This is a genomic window from Undibacterium sp. GrIS 1.2, from assembly GCF_040544435.1.
In the GTDB taxonomy this organism is placed as follows: domain Bacteria; phylum Pseudomonadota; class Gammaproteobacteria; order Burkholderiales; family Burkholderiaceae_D; genus Undibacterium.
This window is the reverse complement of the sequence record NZ_JBEONP010000060.1, coordinates 1-24,849: the sequence shown is the minus strand read 5'-3', so window position 1 is coordinate 24,849 and position 24,849 is coordinate 1. Positions and strand designations below refer to the sequence as shown.

General features: G+C 46.8%; 21 protein-coding genes. 4 read left to right on the top strand and 17 right to left on the bottom strand.

All coding sequences use genetic code 11. The annotated features are described in order from the left end of the window. The first annotated feature begins 603 nt into the window (after window positions 1–603). Together AAKU61_RS19390 and AAKU61_RS19385 are read left to right on the top strand one after the other, a co-directional pair. The gene (locus tag AAKU61_RS19390) at window positions 604–891 is read left to right on the top strand and encodes an NAD(P)-binding protein (protein WP_354334928.1); all 288 of its coding nucleotides are present in this window, start codon (window positions 604–606) and stop codon (window positions 889–891) included. Between the two features lie 489 nt (window positions 892–1,380). Continuing rightward, entirely contained in the window at window positions 1,381–2,271 is an 891-nt protein-coding gene (locus tag AAKU61_RS19385; protein ID WP_354334926.1) for a hypothetical protein, read from the top strand. A 73-nt stretch (window positions 2,272–2,344) separates the two neighbouring features. Here AAKU61_RS19385 and AAKU61_RS19380 read toward each other — a convergent pair whose 3' ends face one another. The 9 genes from AAKU61_RS19380 to AAKU61_RS19340 form a co-directional block, all read right to left on the bottom strand. Then, window positions 2,345–3,343: a glycoside hydrolase family 53 protein gene (locus AAKU61_RS19380; RefSeq protein ID WP_354334924.1), complete on the bottom strand. Its 999-nt coding sequence runs from the start codon at window positions 3,341–3,343 to the stop codon at window positions 2,345–2,347. Window positions 3,344–3,541: 198 nt separating this feature from the next. Continuing rightward, window positions 3,542–6,172 carry a TonB-dependent receptor gene (locus AAKU61_RS19375; protein WP_354334922.1) on the bottom strand — a complete coding sequence of 877 codons (2,631 nt, stop codon included), beginning with the start codon at window positions 6,170–6,172 and terminating at the stop codon, window positions 3,542–3,544. A gap of 330 nt (window positions 6,173–6,502) precedes the next feature. Next, the gene (locus tag AAKU61_RS19370) at window positions 6,503–7,447 is read right to left on the bottom strand and encodes a LysR substrate-binding domain-containing protein (protein WP_354334920.1); all 945 of its coding nucleotides are present in this window, start codon (window positions 7,445–7,447) and stop codon (window positions 6,503–6,505) included. Between the two features lie 17 nt (window positions 7,448–7,464). Then, on the bottom strand, window positions 7,465–8,238 hold the full coding sequence (locus tag AAKU61_RS19365) for an SDR family oxidoreductase (protein WP_354334918.1): 774 nt from the start codon (window positions 8,236–8,238) through the stop codon (window positions 7,465–7,467). Between the two features lie 70 nt (window positions 8,239–8,308). Further along, window positions 8,309–9,334: an L-arabinose ABC transporter permease AraH gene (gene araH, locus AAKU61_RS19360; RefSeq protein WP_503012664.1), complete on the bottom strand. Its 1,026-nt coding sequence runs from the start codon at window positions 9,332–9,334 to the stop codon at window positions 8,309–8,311. Window positions 9,335–9,405: 71 nt separating this feature from the next. Further along, window positions 9,406–10,914: an L-arabinose ABC transporter ATP-binding protein AraG gene (araG, locus tag AAKU61_RS19355; RefSeq protein ID WP_354334914.1), complete on the bottom strand. Its 1,509-nt coding sequence runs from the start codon at window positions 10,912–10,914 to the stop codon at window positions 9,406–9,408. A 10-nt stretch (window positions 10,915–10,924) separates the two neighbouring features. Beyond that, on the bottom strand, window positions 10,925–11,899 hold the full coding sequence (locus AAKU61_RS19350; RefSeq protein ID WP_354334930.1) for an arabinose ABC transporter substrate-binding protein: 975 nt from the start codon (window positions 11,897–11,899) through the stop codon (window positions 10,925–10,927). Window positions 11,900–11,934: 35 nt separating this feature from the next. Further along, window positions 11,935–12,945, bottom strand: a complete 1,011-nt coding sequence (locus tag AAKU61_RS19345; RefSeq protein WP_354334912.1) for an SMP-30/gluconolactonase/LRE family protein — start codon at window positions 12,943–12,945, stop codon at window positions 11,935–11,937. A 323-nt stretch (window positions 12,946–13,268) separates the two neighbouring features. After that, on the bottom strand, window positions 13,269–14,810 hold the full coding sequence (locus AAKU61_RS19340; protein WP_354334910.1) for an alpha-amylase family protein: 1,542 nt from the start codon (window positions 14,808–14,810) through the stop codon (window positions 13,269–13,271). A gap of 235 nt (window positions 14,811–15,045) precedes the next feature. On the opposite strand from AAKU61_RS19340, the gene AAKU61_RS19335 reads away from it, so the two are divergent. Further along, window positions 15,046–16,625 (top strand): IS3 family transposase gene (locus tag AAKU61_RS19335; RefSeq protein WP_354334908.1). Its coding sequence is split into 2 segments (ribosomal slippage): window positions 15,046–15,517 and window positions 15,517–16,625, totalling 1,581 coding nucleotides; the frame shifts between segments, so codons are not numbered across the junction. A gap of 11 nt (window positions 16,626–16,636) precedes the next feature. On the opposite strand, the gene AAKU61_RS19330 is transcribed toward AAKU61_RS19335, so the two are convergent. From AAKU61_RS19330 to dgoD, 4 genes are all read right to left on the bottom strand, one after another. After that, complete coding sequence (locus tag AAKU61_RS19330) at window positions 16,637–17,464, bottom strand: beta-galactosidase (protein WP_354334906.1); 828 nt, start codon at window positions 17,462–17,464, stop codon at window positions 16,637–16,639. A gap of 196 nt (window positions 17,465–17,660) precedes the next feature. Continuing rightward, on the bottom strand, window positions 17,661–18,305 hold the full coding sequence (locus tag AAKU61_RS19325; RefSeq protein ID WP_354334904.1) for a 2-dehydro-3-deoxy-6-phosphogalactonate aldolase: 645 nt from the start codon (window positions 18,303–18,305) through the stop codon (window positions 17,661–17,663). Then, a complete protein-coding gene (locus tag AAKU61_RS19320; protein ID WP_354334902.1) occupies window positions 18,302–19,351 on the bottom strand; it encodes a 2-dehydro-3-deoxygalactonokinase in 1,050 nt (349 codons plus the stop codon). Before AAKU61_RS19320 ends, AAKU61_RS19325 begins: the two co-directional genes overlap by 4 nt. Further along, window positions 19,348–20,496, bottom strand: coding sequence for a galactonate dehydratase (gene dgoD / locus AAKU61_RS19315; RefSeq protein WP_354334900.1), 1,149 nt, complete (start codon window positions 20,494–20,496; stop codon window positions 19,348–19,350). The genes AAKU61_RS19320 and dgoD overlap by 4 nt, the downstream gene beginning before the upstream one ends. Before the next feature lie 458 nt (window positions 20,497–20,954). On the opposite strand from dgoD, the gene AAKU61_RS19310 reads away from it, so the two are divergent. Continuing rightward, window positions 20,955–21,482 (top strand): GNAT family N-acetyltransferase, encoded by a 528-nt coding sequence (locus AAKU61_RS19310; RefSeq protein ID WP_354334899.1) that lies wholly within the window; start codon window positions 20,955–20,957, stop codon window positions 21,480–21,482. Between the two features lie 137 nt (window positions 21,483–21,619). Here AAKU61_RS19310 and AAKU61_RS19305 read toward each other — a convergent pair whose 3' ends face one another. The 4 genes from AAKU61_RS19305 to AAKU61_RS19290 all read right to left on the bottom strand — a co-directional run bounded on the left by AAKU61_RS19305 (window position 21,620) and on the right by AAKU61_RS19290 (window position 24,775). Next, window positions 21,620–22,681, bottom strand: coding sequence for a phospholipase A (locus AAKU61_RS19305; RefSeq protein ID WP_354334897.1), 1,062 nt, complete (start codon window positions 22,679–22,681; stop codon window positions 21,620–21,622). A 381-nt stretch (window positions 22,682–23,062) separates the two neighbouring features. Further along, on the bottom strand, window positions 23,063–23,254 hold the full coding sequence (locus tag AAKU61_RS19300) for a Thivi_2564 family membrane protein (RefSeq protein ID WP_354334895.1): 192 nt from the start codon (window positions 23,252–23,254) through the stop codon (window positions 23,063–23,065). Between the two features lie 137 nt (window positions 23,255–23,391). Next, window positions 23,392–23,697: a collagen-like protein gene (locus tag AAKU61_RS19295; RefSeq protein ID WP_354334893.1), complete on the bottom strand. Its 306-nt coding sequence runs from the start codon at window positions 23,695–23,697 to the stop codon at window positions 23,392–23,394. A 586-nt stretch (window positions 23,698–24,283) separates the two neighbouring features. Further along, complete coding sequence (locus tag AAKU61_RS19290; RefSeq protein WP_354334891.1) at window positions 24,284–24,775, bottom strand: sensor histidine kinase; 492 nt, start codon at window positions 24,773–24,775, stop codon at window positions 24,284–24,286. Window positions 24,776–24,849 lie beyond the last annotated feature (74 nt).

The window sequence follows — 24,849 nt, the reverse complement described above, 5'->3', positions numbered from 1 at the left end:
AAGACAAAATCACTAAAAAAGCATCATTTTATTTTTTAAAAATTCAACCTTTGCTGAAACGGCTCTGATTAAGGCTGTCATGCAAAGGTCTCATTTATACTAGTTAATAGTATTTTTAATCATCCAGAGATTATTTGGACAATAAGCCAATTATTTATACCGGAGTGAAATGCGACGTTGCGCCCGAATCTCCGCTTTGCACCTGTGTGACGAATGATTGTTGTCGTCAACTGTTAAGCAATCAAAACGTGTGATGCGACCAACATCTACGTCCCATTACGCGATCGACTTGGAGAGCACATTAAAACCGACATTCACAAAGGAACTTACACCCGGGCGAACTCAAGCACGGCAAGCAAGAAGGACGCTGAAGTAACAGTAATTTGAATTTCACCAAAACGCAGTCTTGTGTAGTATTTCTCCAATCGAACACCGCGAAAAACGGTCGCTGTGAGTTTGGCTCTTAAGCCACTCGATCAGACTGCCCCATATACGCCAACCAGCACTTGTTTGAGGTAGGTCAGCGTTTCCCCGACAATAGTCGGATTTTATTGCGAGCTGTCGTACTTTTGCCCAACTTGCCCGTACTTATTGGAACGCACCATGAACAAACCTCTCAGCTTGTCGAAGTCATTAGTCGATTCTCACATCATTATCGTAGGTGCCGGTATGGGCGGGTTGATACTCGCCCTTGTCTTACACGTCAATGGAATCCGGGTGACCATCTATGAAGCAGATGTATCGCCGCATGCACGTTTGCAGGATGCCTTCCTGGATATTTATGACTACAACGGTATGGCATATTTGCAAACAAATGAGGGGAGTATTTGCCGCCACACTCATTTTACAGATACTTTTGACCGCTTATGGAGAATATGGAATTTATTCTAAGATTCCCGATTACACCGTCAATTTTGATTTTTGAGAAAATCAAAATTGACGGAACATATAAATTTATTTGATGGCAGCGAGAATACAGGCTAGATTAAGTCAGTAATTTTATATCTCAATAGATCAAACTTTTTCAAAAGAAATATGTCCAAAAATAGCGACAAATTGAATGCAGCCACTTTGACAAATCGAACTGAAGAGTCGTTTGCAATAACTGACTTTACTACATCAGAGTTATTGATTGAAACTTTCCGAGTGAGACGCACAGGCCAAATATTGTATCGTGAACTTAGTGGCACCAAGTGCGGAGTAAGGCTTACACATATAACAACAGGAATTGTGGTTGAGTGCCAGGAAGATTTTAACGGATATCGAAATCGCGAGTCGGCTTTGCAGTTATTAAGAATACGGCTTAATGAGATAGCGAAGAAGTAAAATGCAACGTCGTTTTTCGTATTTAGTTTCTACTGAAAGTCATCGGGAATAAAAGTGAATTCTAGCGCTGCTTTCTTAAAGAAAAAAGGGCTTTTAACTCATAAGTTGAGTGGGACTAAGCAAAAATCTACGCTGGCTGCTCACTTTATTATTGGCTTAAATAAAACAAAGAACCTAAGCAATCAGGAACTCTTCGATTCATCAATGAAAACAATAACGACTACAATTATCATCATTGCCCTTAGTTTTATAAGCGGCTGTTCCAATATGAAAGAAGACTCTACGAGCTTGTTTGAAGCATCAAGTCGCGCAACAGAAGAAATGGCTCCGACAAATCCTAACCGAGGCCAAAAAACCGTCAGGATAATTACAAAAACGCCACCTGAATTAGAGGTAAGACTAATCACCTTTTATACGCAATTTAATAATCAGAAGCTAAGCGATGGTCGCACAGATTCGCGCATAAAAAAATATACCGAAGGATGCTGGCGAACCGAAAGATCTTTAGTAACATCATTGATCAATACACTAGTGATTCCGATGATTCCAGACGAGACAACTTATTTCAATCGCACTTTTTATTATCCAGTAACAAATGGACTCCAAACTCAAGACATCATTCTTGATGAAATAGTGCCGGGTAAGTGCGAAATCGGAATTAGCGCAATTGGCTACGAAATTAAATATAAAGCAGCGAACAATCGACCTGTCCCACGCTTTGTCCGCACGGTAGTAATTTTGGTTGCCAAAGAAAATGGCGCATTGTCGACCCAGGGCACGATAAATTGCACGCTGGCGGAAGATACAGAAAAAAATAAACTTGAAGCTTTGCTTCAATGTAAAAGAGAAATGAAGAACGCCAATGACTTCTATCTTGGGCCGATTCCCCCAACGGGAGCTACGGTTACTTTAGATTTTAGATATTTGGCGCCAATTACTAAATAAACGATATCTTGCCGTGGCAATGCTTGCTCTCGCTATCACAAATCTTAATGTATGCGATAGCGGGAGAACGAGCTTAAAACGGATCTAGTGCTTTAGTAAATTGCCCGGACGCGTTCAACGCGCCCATCGTGTAACCTTGCCAGCCGGGGTAAGCATCAGGTTCCCAATAAAACACGCCTAGTCCGTTTGATCCCATTGCTTTGGTTTTGGTGATCAGGTCGCTTAACATGCTTTTTGTGGTTGCGGCTTGCTGCCAGTCCATGCCTACTTCGCACACCATTACTGGCTTGCCATATCGGGTGACCATGTCTGACATGGTAGCGGCAATTTTGGTGTTGTAACTAGCCCAGCCGGATACGGGTGGATAGTGCGACATCCCGATTACGTCCCATTTGGCGCCTTTACTTTTGATGCCGTCAAAAAACCATCGGAACATCGCGTCGTCGTAACCATTGGCTAAATGCAGCACGACGAGCGCGCTTGGGTAGACCGCTTTTACGGCGTTGTATCCGCTATTGAGCAAACCACTCAGTTGTGCAAAATTAGAGGTGCTTCCCGTGGGGAGTAACATGCCGGAATTAATCTCGTTACCGACTTGTACCCATTCCACATTAATGCCGTTGCTCTTAAAATAGTTAAGGACATCATGGGTATGGGCATATACATCATTGTTGAGCTGAGCCAGAGTATGGCTGGACCATGCCGCAGGTTTTACCTGATGACCGGGATCGGCCCAGGTGTCACTGTAATGAAAGTCAATCATGATGCGCTGGCCTTGTGCTGCTGCGCGCTTGGCCTTGTATAAGACGTCGGCCGCATTGGACCAGCCACCGGCTGGGTTAACCCAAACCCGTAAGCGGATGGCATTGACGCCGATATTTTTGAGCAACACAAAGGGGTCAGTCGCATTGCCACTGCTGTCATGAAAAACATAGCCGCTGGCTTCTTGCTGGTTGACCCAACTGATATCTGCACCATTGGCAAAACTGGCCGCTTGTGTATTCCATGAAAAAATTGATGCCAACAATAAGGCTGAGGCTGCTATTGAACGATAAATCGTTTTGTTCATCATGATGTTGTCTCCTATTGATGAAAAAAGTTCTGATGTGCGGTGTATCCGCCTCTTTTTAGAACCGATTAACTACATTGATAATAATATTGATAACGGCATTGCTACCGTCAGGCGCATGCAAGAAATACATCCGTGCTGGGTTGCCATAAAACAGTGGATATAAAAAAACGGAGCTAAATAATTAGCTCCGTTTTTGATTTACATCTTGTATGACAAACCAAGATTGAAACGCCGTCCAAACTCGGTGACTTCTTGTTGATATGGATTATTGGCGCTGGTGTAGACGACCTTTTGGTTGGTCAGATTATCAACCCCAAATCTGAGTTGTAACTGGGGCGTAATTTGTTTTGCCAGATTGAGAGTGACATAAGTTTCGGCTTCGTTCAGGATCAGTTGTCCTGCCGTCCAGGTCGGGTTACGAACGAACGCACTGTGATAATTCGCGGAGATGCGTGCCTCGTATCCGGCTTTTTCATACCAAAGAGTGACGCCGCCGTTACTCTTCATTAAACCCTCGATAGGAAACGGATTCCCTACAGGCATATTTTCTTTAATGTCACTGGTGGTATAGGTGTAGTTGCTAGAGACACCCAAGCCATCAAAAGGTGCTGGCAATTCGGTGAACGCTTGCTGATATACCAGTTCTATCCCTTTGACATTGCCACCGGTACCGTTGACGGAGCGGGTAATCAATGCGGCACGCCCATCAATCGTGGTGGAGTCTTGAGTAATGCCGATATACCGGCTAATTTTCTTGTAGAACAAGCCGGTAGAGATTAACGAACCTTTTCCAAAATACCATTGATAGGCCAGATCGATCTGATCTGCCAGCATCGGTTTCAGTTCTGGATTACCTGCGCTGCCGGTCAAAGGCTGTGCTGGATTTGAGTCCACGTTCAGATTGCGTGACGCACGCATTTCATCCAAAGGCGCACGTGACATTGCGCGGGCAATCCCGAGGCGAATTTGTTTTTCTTGTTTACTATCCATAGAGAAAATCAAATTCAAACTAGGCAAAACTTCTGTGTAAGTCGTGCCACCCTCCACTGGTGTAGGTGCAGCACCGTTGATGGACTGCATACCAGCACCGGTCTGATTGGTGCGTACTACACGAATGCCGGCATTGCCGCGGTAAGGCATGTTGCCCATTGTCCCGTCTAAATCTGCCTGGGCATAAAGAGAGGAACTACGTTCTTTAACGTTCCAGCCGGATAACAAATCGTTTTGCGTTTGTGTACGTCCGTTAGCGTCAAAAACGTTTGCACCAAACAGGCTGTATGCAGAACCGTAAAAATCTTTTAGCGCGATAAAGGCAGGCATGCCATTAACATTGATAGTTTCGTAAGCAGAATCAGGTAGGCTGCCGTTGGGTGAGACATTCCAGGTAGTTTGGTGATAAGCCTTTTCCCTATCGGTAAAACGGGCGCCGAATTTGATTTTTGTGACGGTGCCAAATTCTACAGAGCGCGAGCCGTTGATATGTACGGCATTGAGGGTGTCTTTTAAATGGCCGTCGGTATCAACGTACATAGTGGGTGAGCCAAAATTGGCTGGATTGCCGGTGTCCTGACCAAAAGAATAGGTTTGATTTTCATCACCGGTGAATGCCCAGCTAATCGTACCGTTTGCCTTGGAATATTGACGTAAATCACGCCACTGGCTGCTACGTTCGGCTCTGGATGTGGACAGATCGGCTTCTAACTTCCAGTCACCGACATTGAATTTGCCATTAAGTCCGCCCGCTAGTGTGCTGGTATCTTGTACCCATACAAAATCATTATTCGTCACACCGACATCTTTTACGCTAGCACCAACCACGTAGCCGTTACGGATATCCAGATTGCTGTAGTTTGCGTTCTGATAGCCGTTCCAGTTTCCGAGATCGCCGGTCCAGTGTTGTTGTCCGCGTTCATCAATAGCAGATTTTGCGTAGTAGACATCGCCTGTGATAAAGGCATCCGGACTAGCTTTCCATTCCACCTTGCCTAGCGCACTAGAGCGCTTATCTTTGCCATGCCTGGCTTCGTCTTGAAAACCCCAGGGAGTTTTATCGACTTTGCCATCACCATTCAAATCGGCGGAATGATCTTCGTTAAAACCCCAATGCCTGATATTTTTTTGCAATGAAGGCTGATCTTGGTAACTGAAAGCCAGAGCAACACCTAAAGTATTATTATTGAACTGGTCAATGTAGATACCACCCAATCTTGGTGCAGTGGTAGTCGAGCCTGGGATCTGATTTCCCATCGGGTAATACAACGCATCTGCTTTCAGCGAGAATTGTCTCTCTTTGAATTTGAGCGGTTGTACGGTGAGCAAATCGATCGTAGTTGCTATGCCGCCTTCGACCAGTTCTGCCGATTGTGTTTTATAGACCGTTGCGCCACTTAAGGACTCGGAAGGGAATTGCTCAAAGCGCACTGCGCGAGCCGGTTCGGAAGTCGCTAGTTCACGGCCATTTAAGGTGGCGCCGATAAAGCGCGGCCCCAGGCCACGGGCAACAATCTGACTGGAATTTCCCCGATCTAAGCCTGATGACAGACCTGGCAGACGCGCTAACGATTCAGCAATCGTCGTGTCTGGCAATTTGCAGATGTCTTCGGACGCGATGCTTTCTATGATGCTGTTTGATGCTTCTTTAGAAGCCAGGGCGCTGCGCACTGAGGCGCGTATGCCAGTCACTGTCACCTGTTGAAATTCTGAACCGCCCGTACTTGCAGATGTGCTTGTCGATGCCGGGGTAGGTGTTTCTTGCGCCCAGACGATACCGCTGGCTGTAGGAAGAATGAACATGGCATGAATCAGCCAACTAAGTTTTTTCTGCTGCATATTGTCTCCGTCTTTTTTATAGTGAAGCCACACTACCGGTGGCATATTCCATGACGATTTTTTAAAAGTAAGGGAGTGTTACTGCCAGAGCAGAAATTCATCACAGAGCACACAAGATGCACTGCTCTACTCTCACTACTTTGCGTTCAGTCTGGAATTTTATTTAACTCATTTTTCATGAGCATAGATTGATCGTATTGTGTGGAGGACTTGCAATCTAATGCTTTATTTACGAAACGCTATGCGGATTTGATATACATCATTTCGGCATCGCTTTTTAAAGGCAGCACATCGCCGCAAAGCCATATATTGCCTGCACATACGAGGTATTTAGCTAGGGGATTTTGTAGCGACTTCACGTAGAGTGTCGAGCATCGCCTGCGCGCCGGGCGACAAGCGGTGTTGTTTTCGGGTGACAATTCCATACAAATCCATACGCAAGCCAAGCTCATAAGGCAACACCGCCAGCAGGCCAGAATCCAGATAGGTCTGCACAATTTGCTTTGGCAGAGCCACCAGCATATCGCTACCCAATAACAGGCTGGTGATTACCGGCAAGGCGATGGTTTCTACCGTTTCTGCTGGCTGATCTAGCCCACGGGATAAAAATAACGCAGTCAGTCTGTCTCTTAAGATACTTCCGCTTGGCGGCAATATCCACGCTTCACCGGCAAGGTCTTGTAGCCCCAAATTACTGCGGCTTAACAAGGGATGCCCTGCGCGTACAATCAAACTATGTGGCTCATCTGTCAGCGGTTCAAAATTTAACTCGGCGGCGGATTCGGTATCGAGTATCCGGCCAACCACCAAATCCAGTTCACCCGCACGCAAACGCTGTATCAGCAGCTTGCTGGTATCAACACTAATCAGAATATTTAAGCGAGCGTGGCGCGACCTTAGCAAGGTGACCGCCTTTGGTACCAAGCCGGTAGAAGGCGTCATGACAGCGCCAATGGATACTCGTCCGCTTAGCCCGGAAAGGAGTTCCATCACCTCCTGATGGGCGGCATCCATTTCGGCCAAAGCTGCACCGGCGCGCCTGATCATAACTTCGCCATACCAGGTTGGTGCGATGCCGCGAGCCAGGCGCTCAAATAGCTGCACGCCTAATGCATATTCCAGTTCAGATAAAAGTTTAGATGCGGCTGGCTGCGTCAGATTTGCAGCTTGGGCGGCATGCAAAATCGAGCCATGACGCCCTAGCTCGACCAGTAACACCAATTGGCGGGTCTTAAGATGTGTACGTACAAATCGGTCAGAACCTGGGTCACTCATGATGGTAGGGAGATAAATTATTCGTGATACAACTGTGAGCGGCCGCCGTCAATCAAGATATCGGTAGCATTGATGAAGCGCGCTTCATCACTGGCAAGAAAGAGTGCAGTATAAGCGACTTCAACCGGCTGACCGATACGTCGGCATGGCAATATTGCCTCCTGGCGTTGTCTTTCTGCATCAGGATCAGGACAATTTTCCAACCAGGACTGAATCGCCTCCGTCATGATGAGACCCGGAGAAATCGAATTTACCCTGATGCCGCGCGCTGCATACTCTATCCCCAGAGAGCGGGTTAAACCGATTAAGGCATGTTTGGCCACTGGATAAGGGAAGCAGCCCGGAATAATTTGATGCCCATGTACAGAAGCGATATTGACAATGCTTCCTGCTCCTTGTTGCAACATCGATGGCAATACGGCACGGGTGGCATTCCATGCGCCGTCCAGATCGACAGAAAAACATCGCTGCCATTGTTCTTGCGTCATTTCTAGCGGATCGGCAAATACGTTCATACCGGCGTTATTGATGAGTATGTCAATTTTTCCAAAGCGCGCGATTGCTTGTTCAGCCAATACTTGCATGGCGTTTTGATCAGCCACATCTGCTTGTACAAACAAGGTAGTTTCACTACCCAATTCTTGTTGAATCGCGGCAGCAGCAGCGTCATTACGATGGCTATTCAAAACAAGTTTCGCTCCATGCTGGACAAACAATCGTGCTATTGCGGCACCGATCCCCAAGGTTGATCCGGTCACGATTGCTACCTTGTCCTGTAATCTTAATGTCATTACTTTCTCGTCTTGGATATTGGTTGAATTCACTTCTTGCGAATGGATATCTCAATTGTGTCAACTGAGCTTATGAGCGAGAGCCTCTGCTCTTTAATTGATCAAACAAAACAGCCGCCAGCAAAATGATGCCGCGCATCAGATATTGATAAAACGCGTCGACATCAAGTAAGTTCATCACGTTTTCAACAGTACCCATGATCAGCACGCCAATCAGCACACCGAAAATTTTGGCTTTACCGCCTTGCAATGAGACACCACCAAGGACGCAGGCAGAAATAACATCCAGTTCAAAACCTTGAGCGGAATTCGGTTGCCCGCTGGTGATTCTGGAAGCGAGTATCAAGCCAGCCAACGCAGTCACCACACCCTGCAACAGAAATATCCAGACGCGCAGTCGTTCAACCCGCACACCCGCCAGTCGTGCGGCTTCCGGGTTACCGCCTATTGCGAGCGTGTTACGGCCAAAAACAGTTTGATTAAGCAAAATGCCAAATACGATAAAACAAATAATCACGACCAGAACTGGCAAAGGCAATCCAAAAATTCGCGTATCACCAAAGCTGATAAAGAGTTCGTTTGAAATACCAACCGCCTGCTCTTTGGATACGATGAAAGCCAGGCCGCGCACCATCAACATGGTTGCCAGGGTGGCGATTAGGGCATTAACACGTAGGTATGCAATCAACACGCCATTACCAGCGCCGATCAGCGCACCTGCCACCAAACCACCACCAACGGCTAGCAACACGCTTTGTGTATGCTCCAGAATAATCGCACCCAATACACCAGAAAAAGCGATGGTAGAACCAATCGACAAATCAAAATCACGTGAGGCAAGGCACATCATCATGGTGCACGACACCATGCCGATTTGCGCCACCGACAACATCAGTCCAACGATATTGGTAGTAGAAAAGAAATTCTCTACCGTGAACGAGAGCACGCAAAATAATAGTGCGTACAAAATAGGCATACTCTGCTGCGCCACCCAATGGGTTTTATGTGAAGCTGCGTTTGAAACGGAACTCGAAGCTGAATTTGAGGCAGCTTGCGATTCTTGTAGGTCTGGCACTGTCTTACTATCTGCCGACATAGTGCTGTGGGAAGTCATATAAATAATCCTAATTAAATTTAACGTACTTTTAACTTAGTTCTAACTTAGTTCTAACTTACTTGCATGTCTGGCAGTGCCAGACTGAGTACGGCTGTTTCACTCGCATGTGCGCGATCAAGTTCGCCGCTGATGCGACCTTCGCGCATAACCAGAACACGATCCGCGATACCTAAAATCTCAGGTAACTCGCTTGATACGACAATGACGCAACAGCCACGTTCAGCGACGTCATGGATAATCCGATAAATTTCATTTTTTGCGCCGACGTCGATACCGCGTGTGGGTTCATCAAGTATCAACACTTTCAAATCTGGTTCTGCCAGCCAGCGTGCCAGGATCACTTTCTGCTGATTGCCACCTGACAGAAAACGAATTTCCTGCTCACGACCCGGCGTCTTGATTTTTAGTCTTTGAATAAAGCGGTCAGCCAGCTCAGCTTCTCGCTTGTGGCGTAAAAATAATCCACCTAGTAAGTCATTGCGACGGCAACTGATATTGATATTTTCAGCAACCGATGCTTCCGCCAATATGCCCTGCTCTTTTCTGTCTTCGGGGCACAATACGATACCGGCTTTAATTGCAGCAGCCGGTCCGAGTGCAGAAACTTGTTTGCCATCCAGCTCTACATGAGAATCTGCAGAGCGTTTGTCAGCGCCGTAAAGTAAGCGCATTAATTTGCTACGACCAGCACCAACCAGCCCAAAAAAGCCGAGCACCTCACCACTGCGCACACTAAAATTAGCGCCCTCAGCTGAGCGGCTATCTTTGAGCCCGCTGACTACCAGACGCGGCGCGCCCATTTTGCGTGGCCGATAATCGTAAATATCCTGCAATTCGCGGCCGACCATGTCATTGATGAGTACATCTTTTGGCACATTTGCCATGACAGGATGGGTAACAATTTTTCGCCCGTCTCTGAAGATCGTGCAACTATCACAGAGTGCATAAAGCTCTTCTAAACGATGGGAAATATAGATAATGACATTGCCCGCCGCACGCAAATTGCGTATCAGCCGGAACAAGATCTCAGTTTCCCGATGCGACAAACTACTGGTAGGCTCGTCAAAAGCAATGACCTTTGCATCTTGTAAAACTGCTTTGCAAATTTCTACCATCTGACGCTGGGCAATCGATAAATCAGCCAGTCTGGCACCTGGATCCAGATCAACACCGATAGCACTCAAACGTTCCGCAACTATGCGCCGGGCTTCGCGCTTGTTAACAAAACCAAATTTTTGTGGCAGATGTCCCAGTAGTACGTTTTCAGCAACAGTCAGCTCTGGTACGTATTGCAATTCCTGATGAATGATGGCGATACCGGCGGCGATAGAATCAGCAGCAGAATGAAATTGACATTCCTGACCATCTACTATCAAACGACCACCATCAGGACGGTATTGCCCGCCTAAGATTTTTAGCAGGGTCGATTTTCCCGCGCCGTTTTCACCCAGTAAGCCATGCACGGTACCGGCGTGCGCATCAAAACTGACGCCCTTTAGTGCCTTTACACCCGGGAAGTTCTTGCAGACCTGATTAAATTGAAGATAAGCAGATTTCACGTGTGACACCTTAAAGCCCAAACTGAGCGCGGACTTCGGTCTGGTTAACCCGAGTCATTAAAGTGCCTGTGGTCAGCGTCACGGCTGCTGGCACCTTGTTTTCAGTGATCCATTTATACATATTCATTGCGGTCTCATAACCATGACGTTTGGGACTGATCAAGACCGTGCCATAAAAACCTGTAGGACTTGGTTTGGCAAATTCATTCAGGGCAGTCTTACTGCCACCTATGCCTATGCCTATGACCGCATCGCTACGTAAGCCACGGCCTTCTGTGGCGCGTATGGTGCCTAGTACGGCTTCATCATTCATGCCAAATACGACCCAATGTTTAAATTGTGCATGCTTGGTCAGGGCGATATTTGCCGCATTAAAAGCACTCTCGGTATCTGTCTTCGCTTGCGTCGCATCGACAATATTAGCCACAGGAAAACCCGCCGCCTTCAATGCATCTACTGCACCTTGAGTACGTTCACGAGCAGTGGGTAATTGATCAAAGGCCAGGCGCATCGCACCCACTTCAGTCATTTTCCAGCCTCTTACTTTCATCTCATCGACTAAGCCCAGACCAACTTGCTTGCCGATCTCGTAAGCTGAAATACCCATGTGCGGAATTGAGGATATCGGCTTACCACTGCCGTCAACCAGCTGATCGTCCACGGACATGGCTTTCAGTCCATTGCGTTTAGCAGCGCGTTCAACCGCGATTCCGAGCTTGACATCTGGTGCGCAAATCACAAATCCCTGGGCTTTTTGGGCGGCCAGATTATCAATCGCGGCAATCATTTTTTCACCATTCGGAACACCGATCTTGACCAGGGTGAAGCCTTTTTCATGTGCAGCCTGTTCAGCAAAACGCCACTCATCCTGAAACCATGGCTCTTCGGCTTGCTTGACCAAAAATCCTATTTTTACCGGCTCTGCCGCAGACGCTGCTGGCACAACGCTCAAGTTACAAAGAGTCATCGCCAATGCGCTGATCATGACGCGAGGCCGGAAAGCAAATTTCAAATTTTGAATCATGATTGTCTCGCTTTAGTTTTGGTTTTTGTTTTGGTGGAAATGATGCTCATCGCCTCAGAGCTATCGTCAAACAGGCTGTCTTCAATCCCGATACGATCATCCAATTGAAGAGAGAACAGACTACCCGCTGCCGGCATACTTGCTAATTCTTTTGCGCTCATATCTTTGCGGGAAGTCGTCACCATTAACTGGTCGCTATTAACACCGCCAAAAGCAGGACAAGTTGGATTTTTTACAGGAACATGGATGCGCTGTATGAGTTCGCCAGCAGGCGAATATTGCACAATGCTGGCAGCACCCCATTGGGCATTCCAAAGGCATCCATTTTTATCGACGACTGAACCGTCAGGGTAGGCAAGAGGATCATCCATCTGCGTAAACAAGCGGATATGTGACACCCTGGCTGATTCAGCATCGTAATCACATTGCTGAATACGACGCGTCAAGGTGTCGGTGAAATACATCGTTTTACCATCAAGGCTAAAACAAATACTGTTTGCAATTGCCACTGCTGGAAGTGCCAGACGGCGCAAGCCATATTGCAGCGAATATTGATAAAAACTGGCGATCGAGCGCTTTTCAGTGGCCTCGTTAAAGGTACCGAATACAAAGAAACCTCGCCTGTCGGTACGACCATCATTGATGCGGGTGCGTGATTCTGCCGGATCGACTGCGACCAAAGCTTGTACCGCCAGATTTTGTACGCCGATCATACCGTTCGCCGGGATTTCGGGAACCGTAGCAAAACCAAGTCGCTTGGATAAACCGAGCAATAAGCGTCCAGAACGGCAGTGTGCAAATGAACCTACACGATCAGGCAAACGATAATTGAGTACTTGCTGATTGCCCGGTGACCATGCGTGTACAGTAGCTGCATCAATATCTGTCCACCACCATTTGCTTTGCGCTGAATTCCATTGCAAACCTTCACCTAAAATCGCATTTTGGGCTAATGCAAGGCGCATGTTCTGCGCTGAAGCTTGTTGAGGTAATGAGTCGCGCAACATTACAAGACCGCACCAAAGACTAAGGGCTTTGTGTTCGCTTTACTTCTTACGCTGCTTATTACTCCATCAGCTAGTAGTAAATTTGACAGACGCTGCATTTGCGATAAAGCACGCGATACAAGCGCCCTTAGTAAAGCTGGTAATTCTGGTTGGTTCACACTCGTCTCCGTATGTTTTTATTTTTAACGCCATACTCTCCGGTACATGCGCTTTATTGATCTAATGACTCTAAGTTAGCGGTTTGTGCTATCTGAGACAAATGCTTTGTTTGGCTCTATCTATCTCAAATTCATATACCTCATTACTTTTCATAGCAATGCTCTTTAAGGCTGAATGTCGAGATGATAGACAGGTAATACCCGTAGCTGTCTCAAATTTGCGACCTGCGACGCTCCCTTGAAATCAGGTCTATGTTCTTTTGGTAAGTAGATCGGTGCATTTGCCAGTAAAGGTAATACGCTTAAGGTCAATGCAGTGTCGGTTGGCTTGATCTTATATTGCCAATGCTGGCCGTTGTAATACCAATCATCCAACATCTTAGTACCACTAAACAGCCGCCCGATATCACCGACAAAATCAAGCTCTAAAATAGCCTCGCCTGCGTCCCGCAACTGCTCTTGCGGGATAGCGATTTGCCATGTTGCGGCATAACGGAAATTTTCTGGAATAGGCTGCATTGCTGCTTTGGCTAAACCGCCAATGATCACAGGCGGCATTTGCTGGGCTGCTCGTAATTCTGTCACTTTTACATCAAGCTTACGGGCTTTGAGCTTGGCTTCGAAGACTTGAAATATCCCGTCCTTCGCGCTGGCGATTAGCGGTACCGAGGAATGCGGCGACCGGTCTAGTGGCGGGTAGACCGCAAAACGAAAATCTACTGTGACAGGCGCAATTTCTTGGGTTCGCAAATACAGCCCCTTACTGGCAAAATAGGGTTCCTGCCCACTTAATACCAGGTGGCGCTGACCAGCAAAATCACCGATGGAAAGCTGCTTAAGCTGCTCCGGTTTTAATACTAAAACAGTGACAGGTCTGGCATTGGGTTGATGCAAACTAAACGGGCTGCTGGTTCCTGCTTTGATACCATCAATAATTAATTTACCATCGCTAGTTTTTTGGTGCACCTCTGACGCCGAGGTAGTCAGGTAAGAGGCTACTGCGGGGTCAAACGCAAATTCAACCGGTATATCTTTTTGTTCTGCAAAGACATATAGCAAGCCAGCTTTACCGTTATCTAGGCGCGCAACTGGTTGTGCAGTCGCATAGATCAGGCGCGTGCCGTCGAGGTCAAAATTGATCGGCCAAATAAAATAATTACCGTCTGCAATATCTACAGGATGCTGTGGGAAGACTACAGTCTGGTGCGATAACTTTACAGAGAATTGTACGCCCCGTTGGGTAGGCATCGGGTATTGCCGGACATGGTTATTGAAGAAAAGGAAGGCACTATCACCTGCACTGCGAACGGAAAAACGTGGGGTGTTCAGATCTATCGCCGATGCAGACACTAGCTCAGGCTTGCGTACCGTCATTGGTGCCAGACGATCGCCAAAATTATTTAAGAAATAATGAAATGGCCTTAATGCAGATAATACCGGACGCTGCTGCCCATCCGGACCTAAGGGTGCATTGAAGTCATAACTGATCATCGGGGTATCGTTATAGCCGCCAGTGAGCGTACTTTCTTCGAGGCTATTTTGTACACTAAGTCCACTAGGATTGCGTCCACCGTGAAACATGTAGTAGCCCATCAGGTTCACACCAGAACCTAACTGTACTGGCAACATGGAGGCGATATCGTCTGCCGACACCAAGGTCCGGCGACGATACATAGCTGGCAAACCGGCACCGTATTCGGCACCCAAAAATGGTGTGAGCTCTTTATCTGTCTCAGCCGTGCCTGGTGCACTGGCTGCTGTCTGCGCGCCCAGATCACCGCTGACGCGGCTATCAAAACGAAAAGCATAGGTTTCTTTGGGCGGGAGTTCACTTGTGCTGACACCCCAGGGTTCATCAGGGTAACCGCCAATTACCGCCCCCTGTGTCAGACTAGTTGTCGCCTCTAAAATTTAGAAATAAATTCTTAAACCAGAGGCAGCAATGAACTTAACGTATTCTTCCGCATTTAAAGAACAAGCGCTAGTGAAAGTATATTCCCGTGGCGACCGCACGATACAATCGGTCGCTGAAGAGCTGAACGTCAAACTACAAACGCTCAAGATTTGGATGAAAAGAAAAATGAAACAAACACGTGACGACTTGCCCGGCATCGTCAAAGAAAAGCGTCCGCAAGACTGGCGTGTTGAAGAGCAGCTTCAAGCGCTGCAAGAAACCTACGGCCTCACAGGTGAAGCACTCAATACCTGGTGTCGTGAGCGCGGCCTGTTCGCGCATCACCTCACCAGCTGGAAAGCCGCTTTTTGCAGTGTTCACACCAACGCCGAAATGGCCCCGCCCAGCAAGCGAGAAATACGCGATCTTAAAGATGAAAACCATCAACTCAAGCGCGAATTAAATCGCAAAGAGAAAGCTTTGGCGGAGGCTGCTGCTCTGCTGATACTGCAAAAAAAGTTTCAAGCTCTGTGGGAGGACGAGGAAAAATGACCTCTCTCACAGAGCGCAACAACATTATTTCTTTGGTCGCTGACAGCATCGCTGCAGGTGCGCGCCAGCGTCAATGCTGCACAGTAATAGAACTTTCTGAACGCACGCTACAACGCTGGCAGCGTGATGCTAACAGCGAAAATAGTTTAGGTGATCAACGACCAGGCAGAATGCAAATACCCAAGAATGCCCTCACTCCAGAGGAGCGCGAGCAGATAATTACTGTCGCCAATTCAGAAGAATTTGCCCATCTTCCACCGAGCCAAATTGTTCCTTGCTTACTCGACCAAGCTTGCTATATTGCCTCTGAATCGAGCTTCTATCGCGTCTTAAGAACAGCGAAGCAACTCGCCCATCGTGGTAAGGAACGGCCAGCACAAGCGCGGAGCAAACCTCGTGCATTGTGCGCGACAAAACCCAATCAGCTTTTTAGTTGGGACATTACTTATTTGCCGACACAAGTCAAAGGTATTCACTATTACCTGTATTTGTTCATCGATATTTTTAGCAGAAAAGTAGTCGGTTGGCAGATCTATGAAAACGAAAGCAGTGAGCTAGCCAGTGAAGTGGTGAAAGACATTTGTGTCAGAGAAAATATCGCACCAAACCAAGTGGTTCTTCATTCAGACAATGGCAGCCCCATGAAAGGCGCAACCATGCTAGCGACCTTACAACAACTTGGTGTCGTTCCGTCATTTAGCAGACCGGCTGTCTCAAACGACAATCCGTACTCTGAGTCGTTCTTTAAAACCCTCAAATATCGATCAAGCTATCCACAGCAGGCCTTTGCCAATCTGCTAGAGGCCAGAGTGTGGGTTGGTGGCTTTGTTCAATGGTACAACCACGAGCATCGCCATAGCGCGATCAACTTCGTTACGCCAGCGCAGCGCCATGATGGCGAGGATCACGCCTTGCTAGCTAAGCGTATCGCTATCTACAAAGCGGCTAAAGAACAGCATCCTGAACGCTGGAGTGGTGAGATCCGAAACTGGCAACGTATCAACATCGTTCATTTAAATCCAGAGAAGCAAATAGACACAAAGGAGCTGCAAGCAGAACTCAAAAAAGCCGCATGACAACAACTACTTTAGGCGACAACTAGATTGACAACCCGCGTCACTTCACCAGAGGGATAGACCGTACCGTCCCAACCAGTCACTGTGTACAAGGGTACGTCTAGCCCTGCTTGCAAAGCCAGTTTTTTGAGGGTCGAGATATGAGCAGCGCCCTCACCTGCGCCAGTCAAATTGTATTCGTTCTCTAATTGGATAGCGATAACACTGCCGCCTTGCTTCCACAACTGACCCTTTAATTGCACACCAATTTGCCGATACAGACGCTCGACAAAATGGAGATATTGCGGATCATTTCCCCGAGTCGGCATGGTGTTCACGACCCAATCAGGTATCCCTCCAAAACGCGCTTCGGCATGCGCCCAAGGGCCAACTCTGACTACCGCCTTCAACCCTACCTTGCGGCACAACTCAAGGAAATGATGTAAATCGCGGTTACCTTTCCAATTAAATATGCCTTCTTGCTCTTCATGGTGATTCCAAATGACATAGCTGGAAACGATATTGATGCCAGCAGATTTCATCTTACTTAGCTCTGCCTCCCAACTGTCTGCAGGACTGCGCGAGTAGTGGAATTCGCCCATAACAGGCAACCACGGCTGGCCATCCTTCAAGAGATATTGATTGTTGATACCTAGTGTTTTACCAGCAGGCGAGAGCGCCGTACCCATACGCAGATGACCACTCACAGGTGCTACAAGCGGCGCACTGGCGTCTACCTGCAACAGTGTTTGCGATAGCGCCTGTGATCCGGCAGTCAGACTACAGATTACACTCAATAAAAGTCTGACCTTTAGCGGGTGCAAGCAATTACGTTCTTGCTGCAATAATTTTTTTTGCATTTTTTGTCTCCTGAGTTTTCTTTTTGTTTAGTTTTTTTGTTTATAGGACTTACGCAAAATTGCTCCTGCAGGGACTAGCGACGAAAACAGTACTTTAGTACCTTAGTCAGTACTAGCTGGAGGTGCAACTCAGCTAGGACAGTATTGCGTAAGTCCCCATATTTAAAACAGACCAGATTGCTAATGTCTTACATATTTATGTGTGGGCAAGAGAGACCAAAGCATCCACAAAAGCTCGCGCATTTTTTGCTACGCTGGCAGCATCTAAGCCTACCGAATATAAACTCCCGCCCAACCCAAAACCTGCTGCACCTGCTTGTAAGTAAGGCGCCATGTTATGCGGACTGATCCCACCAACTGGCAACAATTTCAGATTAGCTGGCAGCACTGCGCGCATTGCCTTAACAATTTGTGGCGTTATCAATTCAGCGGGGAAAAGTTTGATGGCGTCGGCTCCGGCATTTAACGCAGAAAATGCTTCCGTCAGCGTCGCCGCACCAGGCACACAAAACATCTCTGCTTTTTTTGCAGCTGTAATCACTTGCACATCAGCATGCGGCATCACAATCAGACGTCCGCCTGCAATGCGTACCTGTTGTACGGCTTCTGCACTGAGTACGGTACCAGCGCCGATCAGGGCATCTGCTGGCAGACAGCGACTAAGTATGCCGATAGACGCCAAAGCATCCGGAGAATTTAAAGGAACTTCGATAATACGAAAACCCTCTGCATACAAAGCTGAGGCAATTGCCTCGACTTCAAAAGGCTGTACGCCACGTAAAATCGCAACGAGCGGTAATTGAGCGAAAGCGCTATCCAGTGTTGCTAAGGCTGCAGTCATTTTGAATCCTGTAGATTAATTTCTGGCACAAGCAGGCCTGCACTTAAGGCAAGGCGCCACAAGCCTGCTGGCGCAGTATTAGATAACACAGCATCTGCCTTGACATCAAAGCGCTGTAAAGCTTGCACATAACGCTGGCATAAATCTGTTTCACCAACCAAGATCAAAGGGGCTTGCGTTAAGCCAGCCGCTGAACGCCAGACCAGACCTGCTTTGAGTTCATGTCCGATCAGTAAGCCAGACAAATAGTCCGCCAAATTGCTGGCCGGAATATCTTCCATTAGACCTAAACTGCGTACAGAAAATAACAAATGGCTCAAGCCATGTATGGCGGTGTCTTTTACGGCATCAACACCCTGCAAAAAACTCGTAAGATGCAAGTCCTGTGACTTCTGAGCATTCTGTGACCCTGCGTGTGATTCAACTGATGTCATAAGACGTCCCAGCACCGAATGCTCGCGCAGAACGGCGAATAACTCACCCGTCATATGCGTCGCAAACTCCAGCACTTGCGCCTGACATATGTGCGCCCATTTAGAATGCGTGCCCGGCATAACGATGCAACAATGTTCAGACCATGAAGACTGCATCTGCAAAGCACCGATGATCTGAGTTTCTTCACCCCGCATCACGTCTGGCGTCGCGTTATCTGAGCGATACAACAAACCCGGGACGATGTGTACGCGACGGTGATCGGTACTTGTCACATAAACTGTACCCGCCGCGATCTGATCAGAATTAGCCGGGCAAGCGACATACGGTACGTCCTGCCAACCGTGTTTGCTGCCGACCATCCCGCAAGCAAGTATGGGGAGCCGTGGCCATACATCCAGCCAGTCACCTGCGAGCGTAGTCAAGACTTCAGAGTACGCCTGCGATGAGGCTTTCATTTTGGATATGCCATGAGTGCCGAACCTGGTTTCAAGCACCTGCCCGTTTGCTCCCAACAAAAATGCTCTCAGGCTGGTACTACCCCAATCAATTGCGATCATCCGAGCGTCACTGGGCGATACGCCAATTGGACTAAAAGGATTAAGCGGGCTCACCATTCCGCCACACTTCCATCAGCATGACGCCAAAGAGGATTACGCCAGTCTGGTGCATTGAGACTCGCGGCAATTACTCTTTCCTCATCAATTTCGACCCCAAGACCAGGCTTGGGCAAGGGAGCGATATAGCCATCTGTAATACGGAAATCTTCACGATTTAAAACATAATCAAGTAGCTCAGCATCGCGGTTGTAATGTATTCCCATGCTTTGTTCTTGCAAGACCGCGTTATGCGAAACAAAGTCAATTTGCAAGCACGATGCCAAAGCAACAGGACCTAGCGGGCAATGCGGTGCCAATGCAATGTCATACGCCTCTGCCATCGCGGCAATTTTGTAACATTCCGTGATACCGCCAGCGTGTGACAGATCAGGCTGCACGATCGAGATACCGCCATCTTGAAATACACGCTTGAACTCAAAGCGCGAATACATGCGCTCACCCGCAGCAAGCGGGATCGACGTTGCTTCTGCCAGGCGGGGATAATATTCTGCCTGCTCTGCCAATACCGGCTCTTCTACAAATAGTGGCCGGTAAGGCTCCAGACCTCGCAACAGCACCTTCGCCATAGGTGCTGCCACACGTCCATGAAAATCAATACCAAATTCAATCTCATTGCCAAAAGCACTCCGGATTTCAGCGATACGTCCAACTGCTGCATCTACCGCGGCGGCACTGTCAATGATGCCGAACTCCTCAGTACCATTCATCTTAAAGGTGTCAAAACCGGCCTCACGGAGGCGGCGGATATCGGCGATCACATCGGCAGGACGATCACCACCGACCCAACTGTAGGTTTTCATGCGGTCACGCACCAGACCACCTAATAACTCGTACACAGGGACGCCAAGTACCTTGCCTTTAATATCCCATAAAGCCTGATCGATTCCTGCCATGGCGCTCATCAGTATCGCACCGCCGCGATAAAAACCGCCACGGTACATTACTTGCCACAAATCGTTAATTCGGGAAGGGTCTTGCCCGATCAAATAGGGCGCAAACTCTTGTACTGCGGCTTCCACTGTCTTGGCACGTCCCTCAATCACTGGCTCGCCCCAGCCAACGATGCCCTCATCGGTCTCAATTTTCAGCAACATCCAACGCGGAGGCACTCGGTAGGTGGTCAGTTTGGTGATCTTCATGGCGCAATGAATTAGTAATTAGAGAAACGAGTGTAAGCCGCCAAGCTAGATCAGAAATATGAATTAAATCGCTAAAAATATACGTATTTGGCATAGCTCAGTCCCAATCGATATCAGCAGCAGAACTTTTGCGCCAAGCTAAATCCAAATGCGTGCACATAGCTGTAAAACGCGTTGGGTATCTTTTTGTGGCAATCTCCCTTTCATATTTGGCTGTTGCAAGACAAAAAGAGGATGACTTAACAGAGCGTTTTGAACAAGTTAGTAGTTTGAGCCATACGTGTTTTTGTGTGAAGTATTTTTATGGACAAGACTATGCCTTCGAAAGATAAACTAGAATTTGGGGAAGCAGGTTTTAGCAAAGCAAGTTCAAAGACTTTTAAAATTTTCAGTCATCACATCAGAAATATTTTTTAAAACCAAACGTACTTCAAATATAAATCGAAAGATCAACATTCATGCGACTACCGATAACTTTACGCTTATGCGAAAACGGAGATGAGCACGCTTTATCCCTGATTGGACACGCAACTTTTTTAGAGACATACGCGGGCGTTCTCGGCGGCAATGACATCATTAAGCATTGTGCTAAAGCGCATTCAAAAGAACTCTATGCAAGTTGGTTATTAGATTCTAGCTACAAGATATGGCTTGCCGAAATAAGTCCCGGCCAAGCGCCTGTTGGCTATATGGTGCTTATGACTCCACAGTCAGCATCAAATGATTTATCTACCGTTGACTCAGAACTGAAACGTATTTATATCTTAGGGAAATTCCAAGGCGGGGGTGTAGGCAAACTTCTACTTAATACGGCTACTGAACATGCACGTATCGTCAAGGCATCACGCTTAGTATTAGGCGTCTATGCTGGCAATGACAGCGCTATTAGCTTTTATCAAAAAGCTGGTTTTGAGAAAATTGGGCAACGTCAATTTAACGTCGGTGGACAAGACTATGACGATCATGTGATGGGACTGAATTTATAAATTTTGTGATGGACATGAACGACTCCAAACCTTGGATTGATACCTGATCAATCCAAGGTTTTTAAGTCGATTGCGATGCCTAGCGAAAGACTTAAGTCAGAAAACTAAGTTATTCGTTGCACCATCAATAGCAGCCATCAAAAATCCATAATAAAACCGCCACCTAAGGATTTTTGCGAATAGTTGTAATCGATCAGACTTTGACCGTAACCTGAGAATAATTGAACATATCCTTTAAGGTTGGTAGCGATAGGAATCGCCCAGCCAGCCTGGATTGCACCGCGACCTGTAGAAAAATTGCGACGTGCAGTCAGAGAAAATTCTTGTCCACTTTTCTCACGGTAAACAGCTCTGATATCGCCATGCCCCATGTAGTCGACAATATCAATATTGTCGTTGTCAGATTTTGCATTATCGAGGCGACGCCAGACGCGTGTGGTCAATCCAAAATTACCCCGCTCTACGCCTAATTCTGCATAAATCCTGTTCCAGCTACGGGACAGCGTTGAGGTTTGGCCGTTCGATTGATGCACTACCCCAAAATTAACATAGCGAATATCCAGTCCAGCGAAGTTTTTATTAATCGGTATGACAGCCATAATTTCTGGCTGGTAATTGGTCTCGCGGAATGGACTTGATGCGCTTCGGTTATATGCCTGCCAAAAACTTTGTTGAGTATAGCCAAACCATAAATCCACCGGAGAATTAGCGACCTCTTCAGCTAATTTCATCTTAAAACTCAATTGATATGTCAGTTCCACATGCTTAGATTTAATCCCGCCTGGCGTGAACTCTTTAAACGGCTGATCATTGGTTGCATTGCTGTAATTCGCCAGCAACAGATAATTATCGCGATGCGGGCGGAACACAAAACGTCCACGCTTAGAGGCCTCGTCCAGCTCCCAATTTTGTACCATATGGGATATTTCTGGTGCGGGTTCTACCACTTGCGCGGGCTGCGTGGGCTTAATACTCACGAGTGGTTGAACGGCTTCCGCCTTGGCGACTGCGGTATCGGCTTGCTCTGGCGTCGTTGCTTTGGCTAACGCATCAAAGCAACTAAGGCGTGCACTCGCATCACCAAGTACAGAGCAGCGCAACATCTGTTGCTCTAATTCACCAGCATAAGCGAGCATGGGACCCATGGCCGGCGAGATGAATAACAAAGGGATCATTATTTTTTTTATTGAATTCGACATAGAGATTTTTGCTTGGTAATTAAATGAAAATAAGAATTGGAGATAAAATTTGAATAAAGGAAAAATCAGGTTTTGATTAGCCTAATATCTTACTTGAAGAACATAATAGCCAGCTAGCGCACAAAGTTATGTTCGCCAACGCACACATCGAATTCAGTTCACTCGTAATTTTTACTCAACAGAAGTTGATACAGACCGAATAGCCTGCCAGATATGAATAGGGCTTACGCAAAAAATACCCGATAACGATAAAAGCGCAGAGAAAGCAGGGGGACATATTCCTCTACATTCTCTGCGCTTTTGAATCTACTTGAGTCTTCGAATACGACAAACAGCGTTCACAGAACCGCTTTATGCGAAGCAAGCAGGTAACACAAAAAACTACCAGTGAATTTGCGGTAATCGAATACCGGGCACAATTCCAAATACCGACAAAATAATGATAATTAATAAGATGATGAACAACACGCGTACGATCTGGGCTACCGGTGATGGGAGCGGCAACATTCCGACCAGCCACCAGATAAGTCCGAAGACGACGAGATAAACAATAAGGCTAATGATCATATTCATATATTTCAATCATATGGATAAAAATGCGCTAATCAGACGTTCAATATTGTTCCTTGACCGAAGAAAATCGCATCGTGTTTAGAGTTAGCTGGCAGCACATCAATTGGTACTGCCAACCTATTATGTTGAAAAATTAATTACTTAGCAGGCACAACAATAATCGTAGGGTCAGCTGGCTTGCCCTGCTCTCCAGTCTTACCTTTTGCGCCTTCATTTCCAGGCATACCTTGATCACCCGTAGCACCGGCAGTACCTTGTGCGCCGTCGGCCCCAGCCGGACCAGTTGCACCAACAGAAGCTGGGGCACCGGCTGCGCCAGTTGCGCCCGTTGCTCCAGCAGGTCCCGGAACAGCGACGGGCACGACGACTTGCGCCGGTTGACGATCACAAGCAGTCATCGTTAAAACACCTGCGAACGCTAGCAATAAAATAGAAATTTTCATGATGGGACCTTAAGTTGATTACGAAATATTAAGTAAAAATGACTTACGCAAAATTATCCCAACAAGGAGTAGCGACCACGACATTACATTAGTGCCTTACTTAGTAAGAACAGGAGATGCAACGCAGCTGGGATAATTTTGCGGAAGTGCTAAAAATCAGCGCAATAGCTGAAGCTAATCAAGTGGGTACAGTGATGTAAGGTGTCGCCTGATTGTGCCAAAGGATGCGCGCAAATATCCACGCATTCTGTGCGCTGGCAAACATACCCCAAATTAGCTTTGTTTTATATTGATCGAACCGGTAATAAAGAGTGCTGCCAAAATGGGATTTGCAATCAACTGATTAATTAATTTTATAAGATCATTTTATAAGATTAGTTTATAAGATTAGTTTATAAGACTAATTACGCGATTCAGTTTTGGCTTTCATGGATGATGATCAAACCCGCTACCTGTTGGTATGCGGGGTTTTTTTGGTTTTTTTGAGAAGAGTTGTATAAAAAATGACGCTTAGATCGATGCTATTTTTAACGATAAACAGTCAACAATACTTCTTTGTACTTAGTAAAATAACTAAGTATAAATATTAAAGTTCAGTAGAACTTTGCACAGAGGCCAAAGGTAGTTCAAAGAAAAATTGGCTGCCAACATCCACCGTTGATTTAAAACCGATAGTACCGCCCATGTGTTCTATGATGGTTTTACAGATATTTAAACCCAGACCGGTGCCGCCTTTTTTGCGAGTATTGGAATTATCGACCTGACTAAATTTTTGAAAAATCTTATCGTGAAAATTAACAGGAATACCGCAACCCTGATCACTAACAATAATCTTGACAGTCTTAGCAGCCGCCTCGACAGAGACGCGAACTTCGCCTCCTTCATGAGAAAATTTAACTGCATTCGATAACAAGTTGGTGAGCACTTGTGCAAAGCGGTCGCGGTCTACATTCACATCGACATCGCCGCAATCTATCGATCCTACAATCCTCACGCCGTATTGGTCAGCATAAGAAATATTAGCGCTGATGGCCTCTTGTATTAACTGATTTAACTTAGTTAATTGTAAGCGCTCCATAAACCCCAGACTATCAAGTCAAATCTAAATCCTTCAAGCTCACGATTTCAATAATGAGATGGAGTGGAAATGGA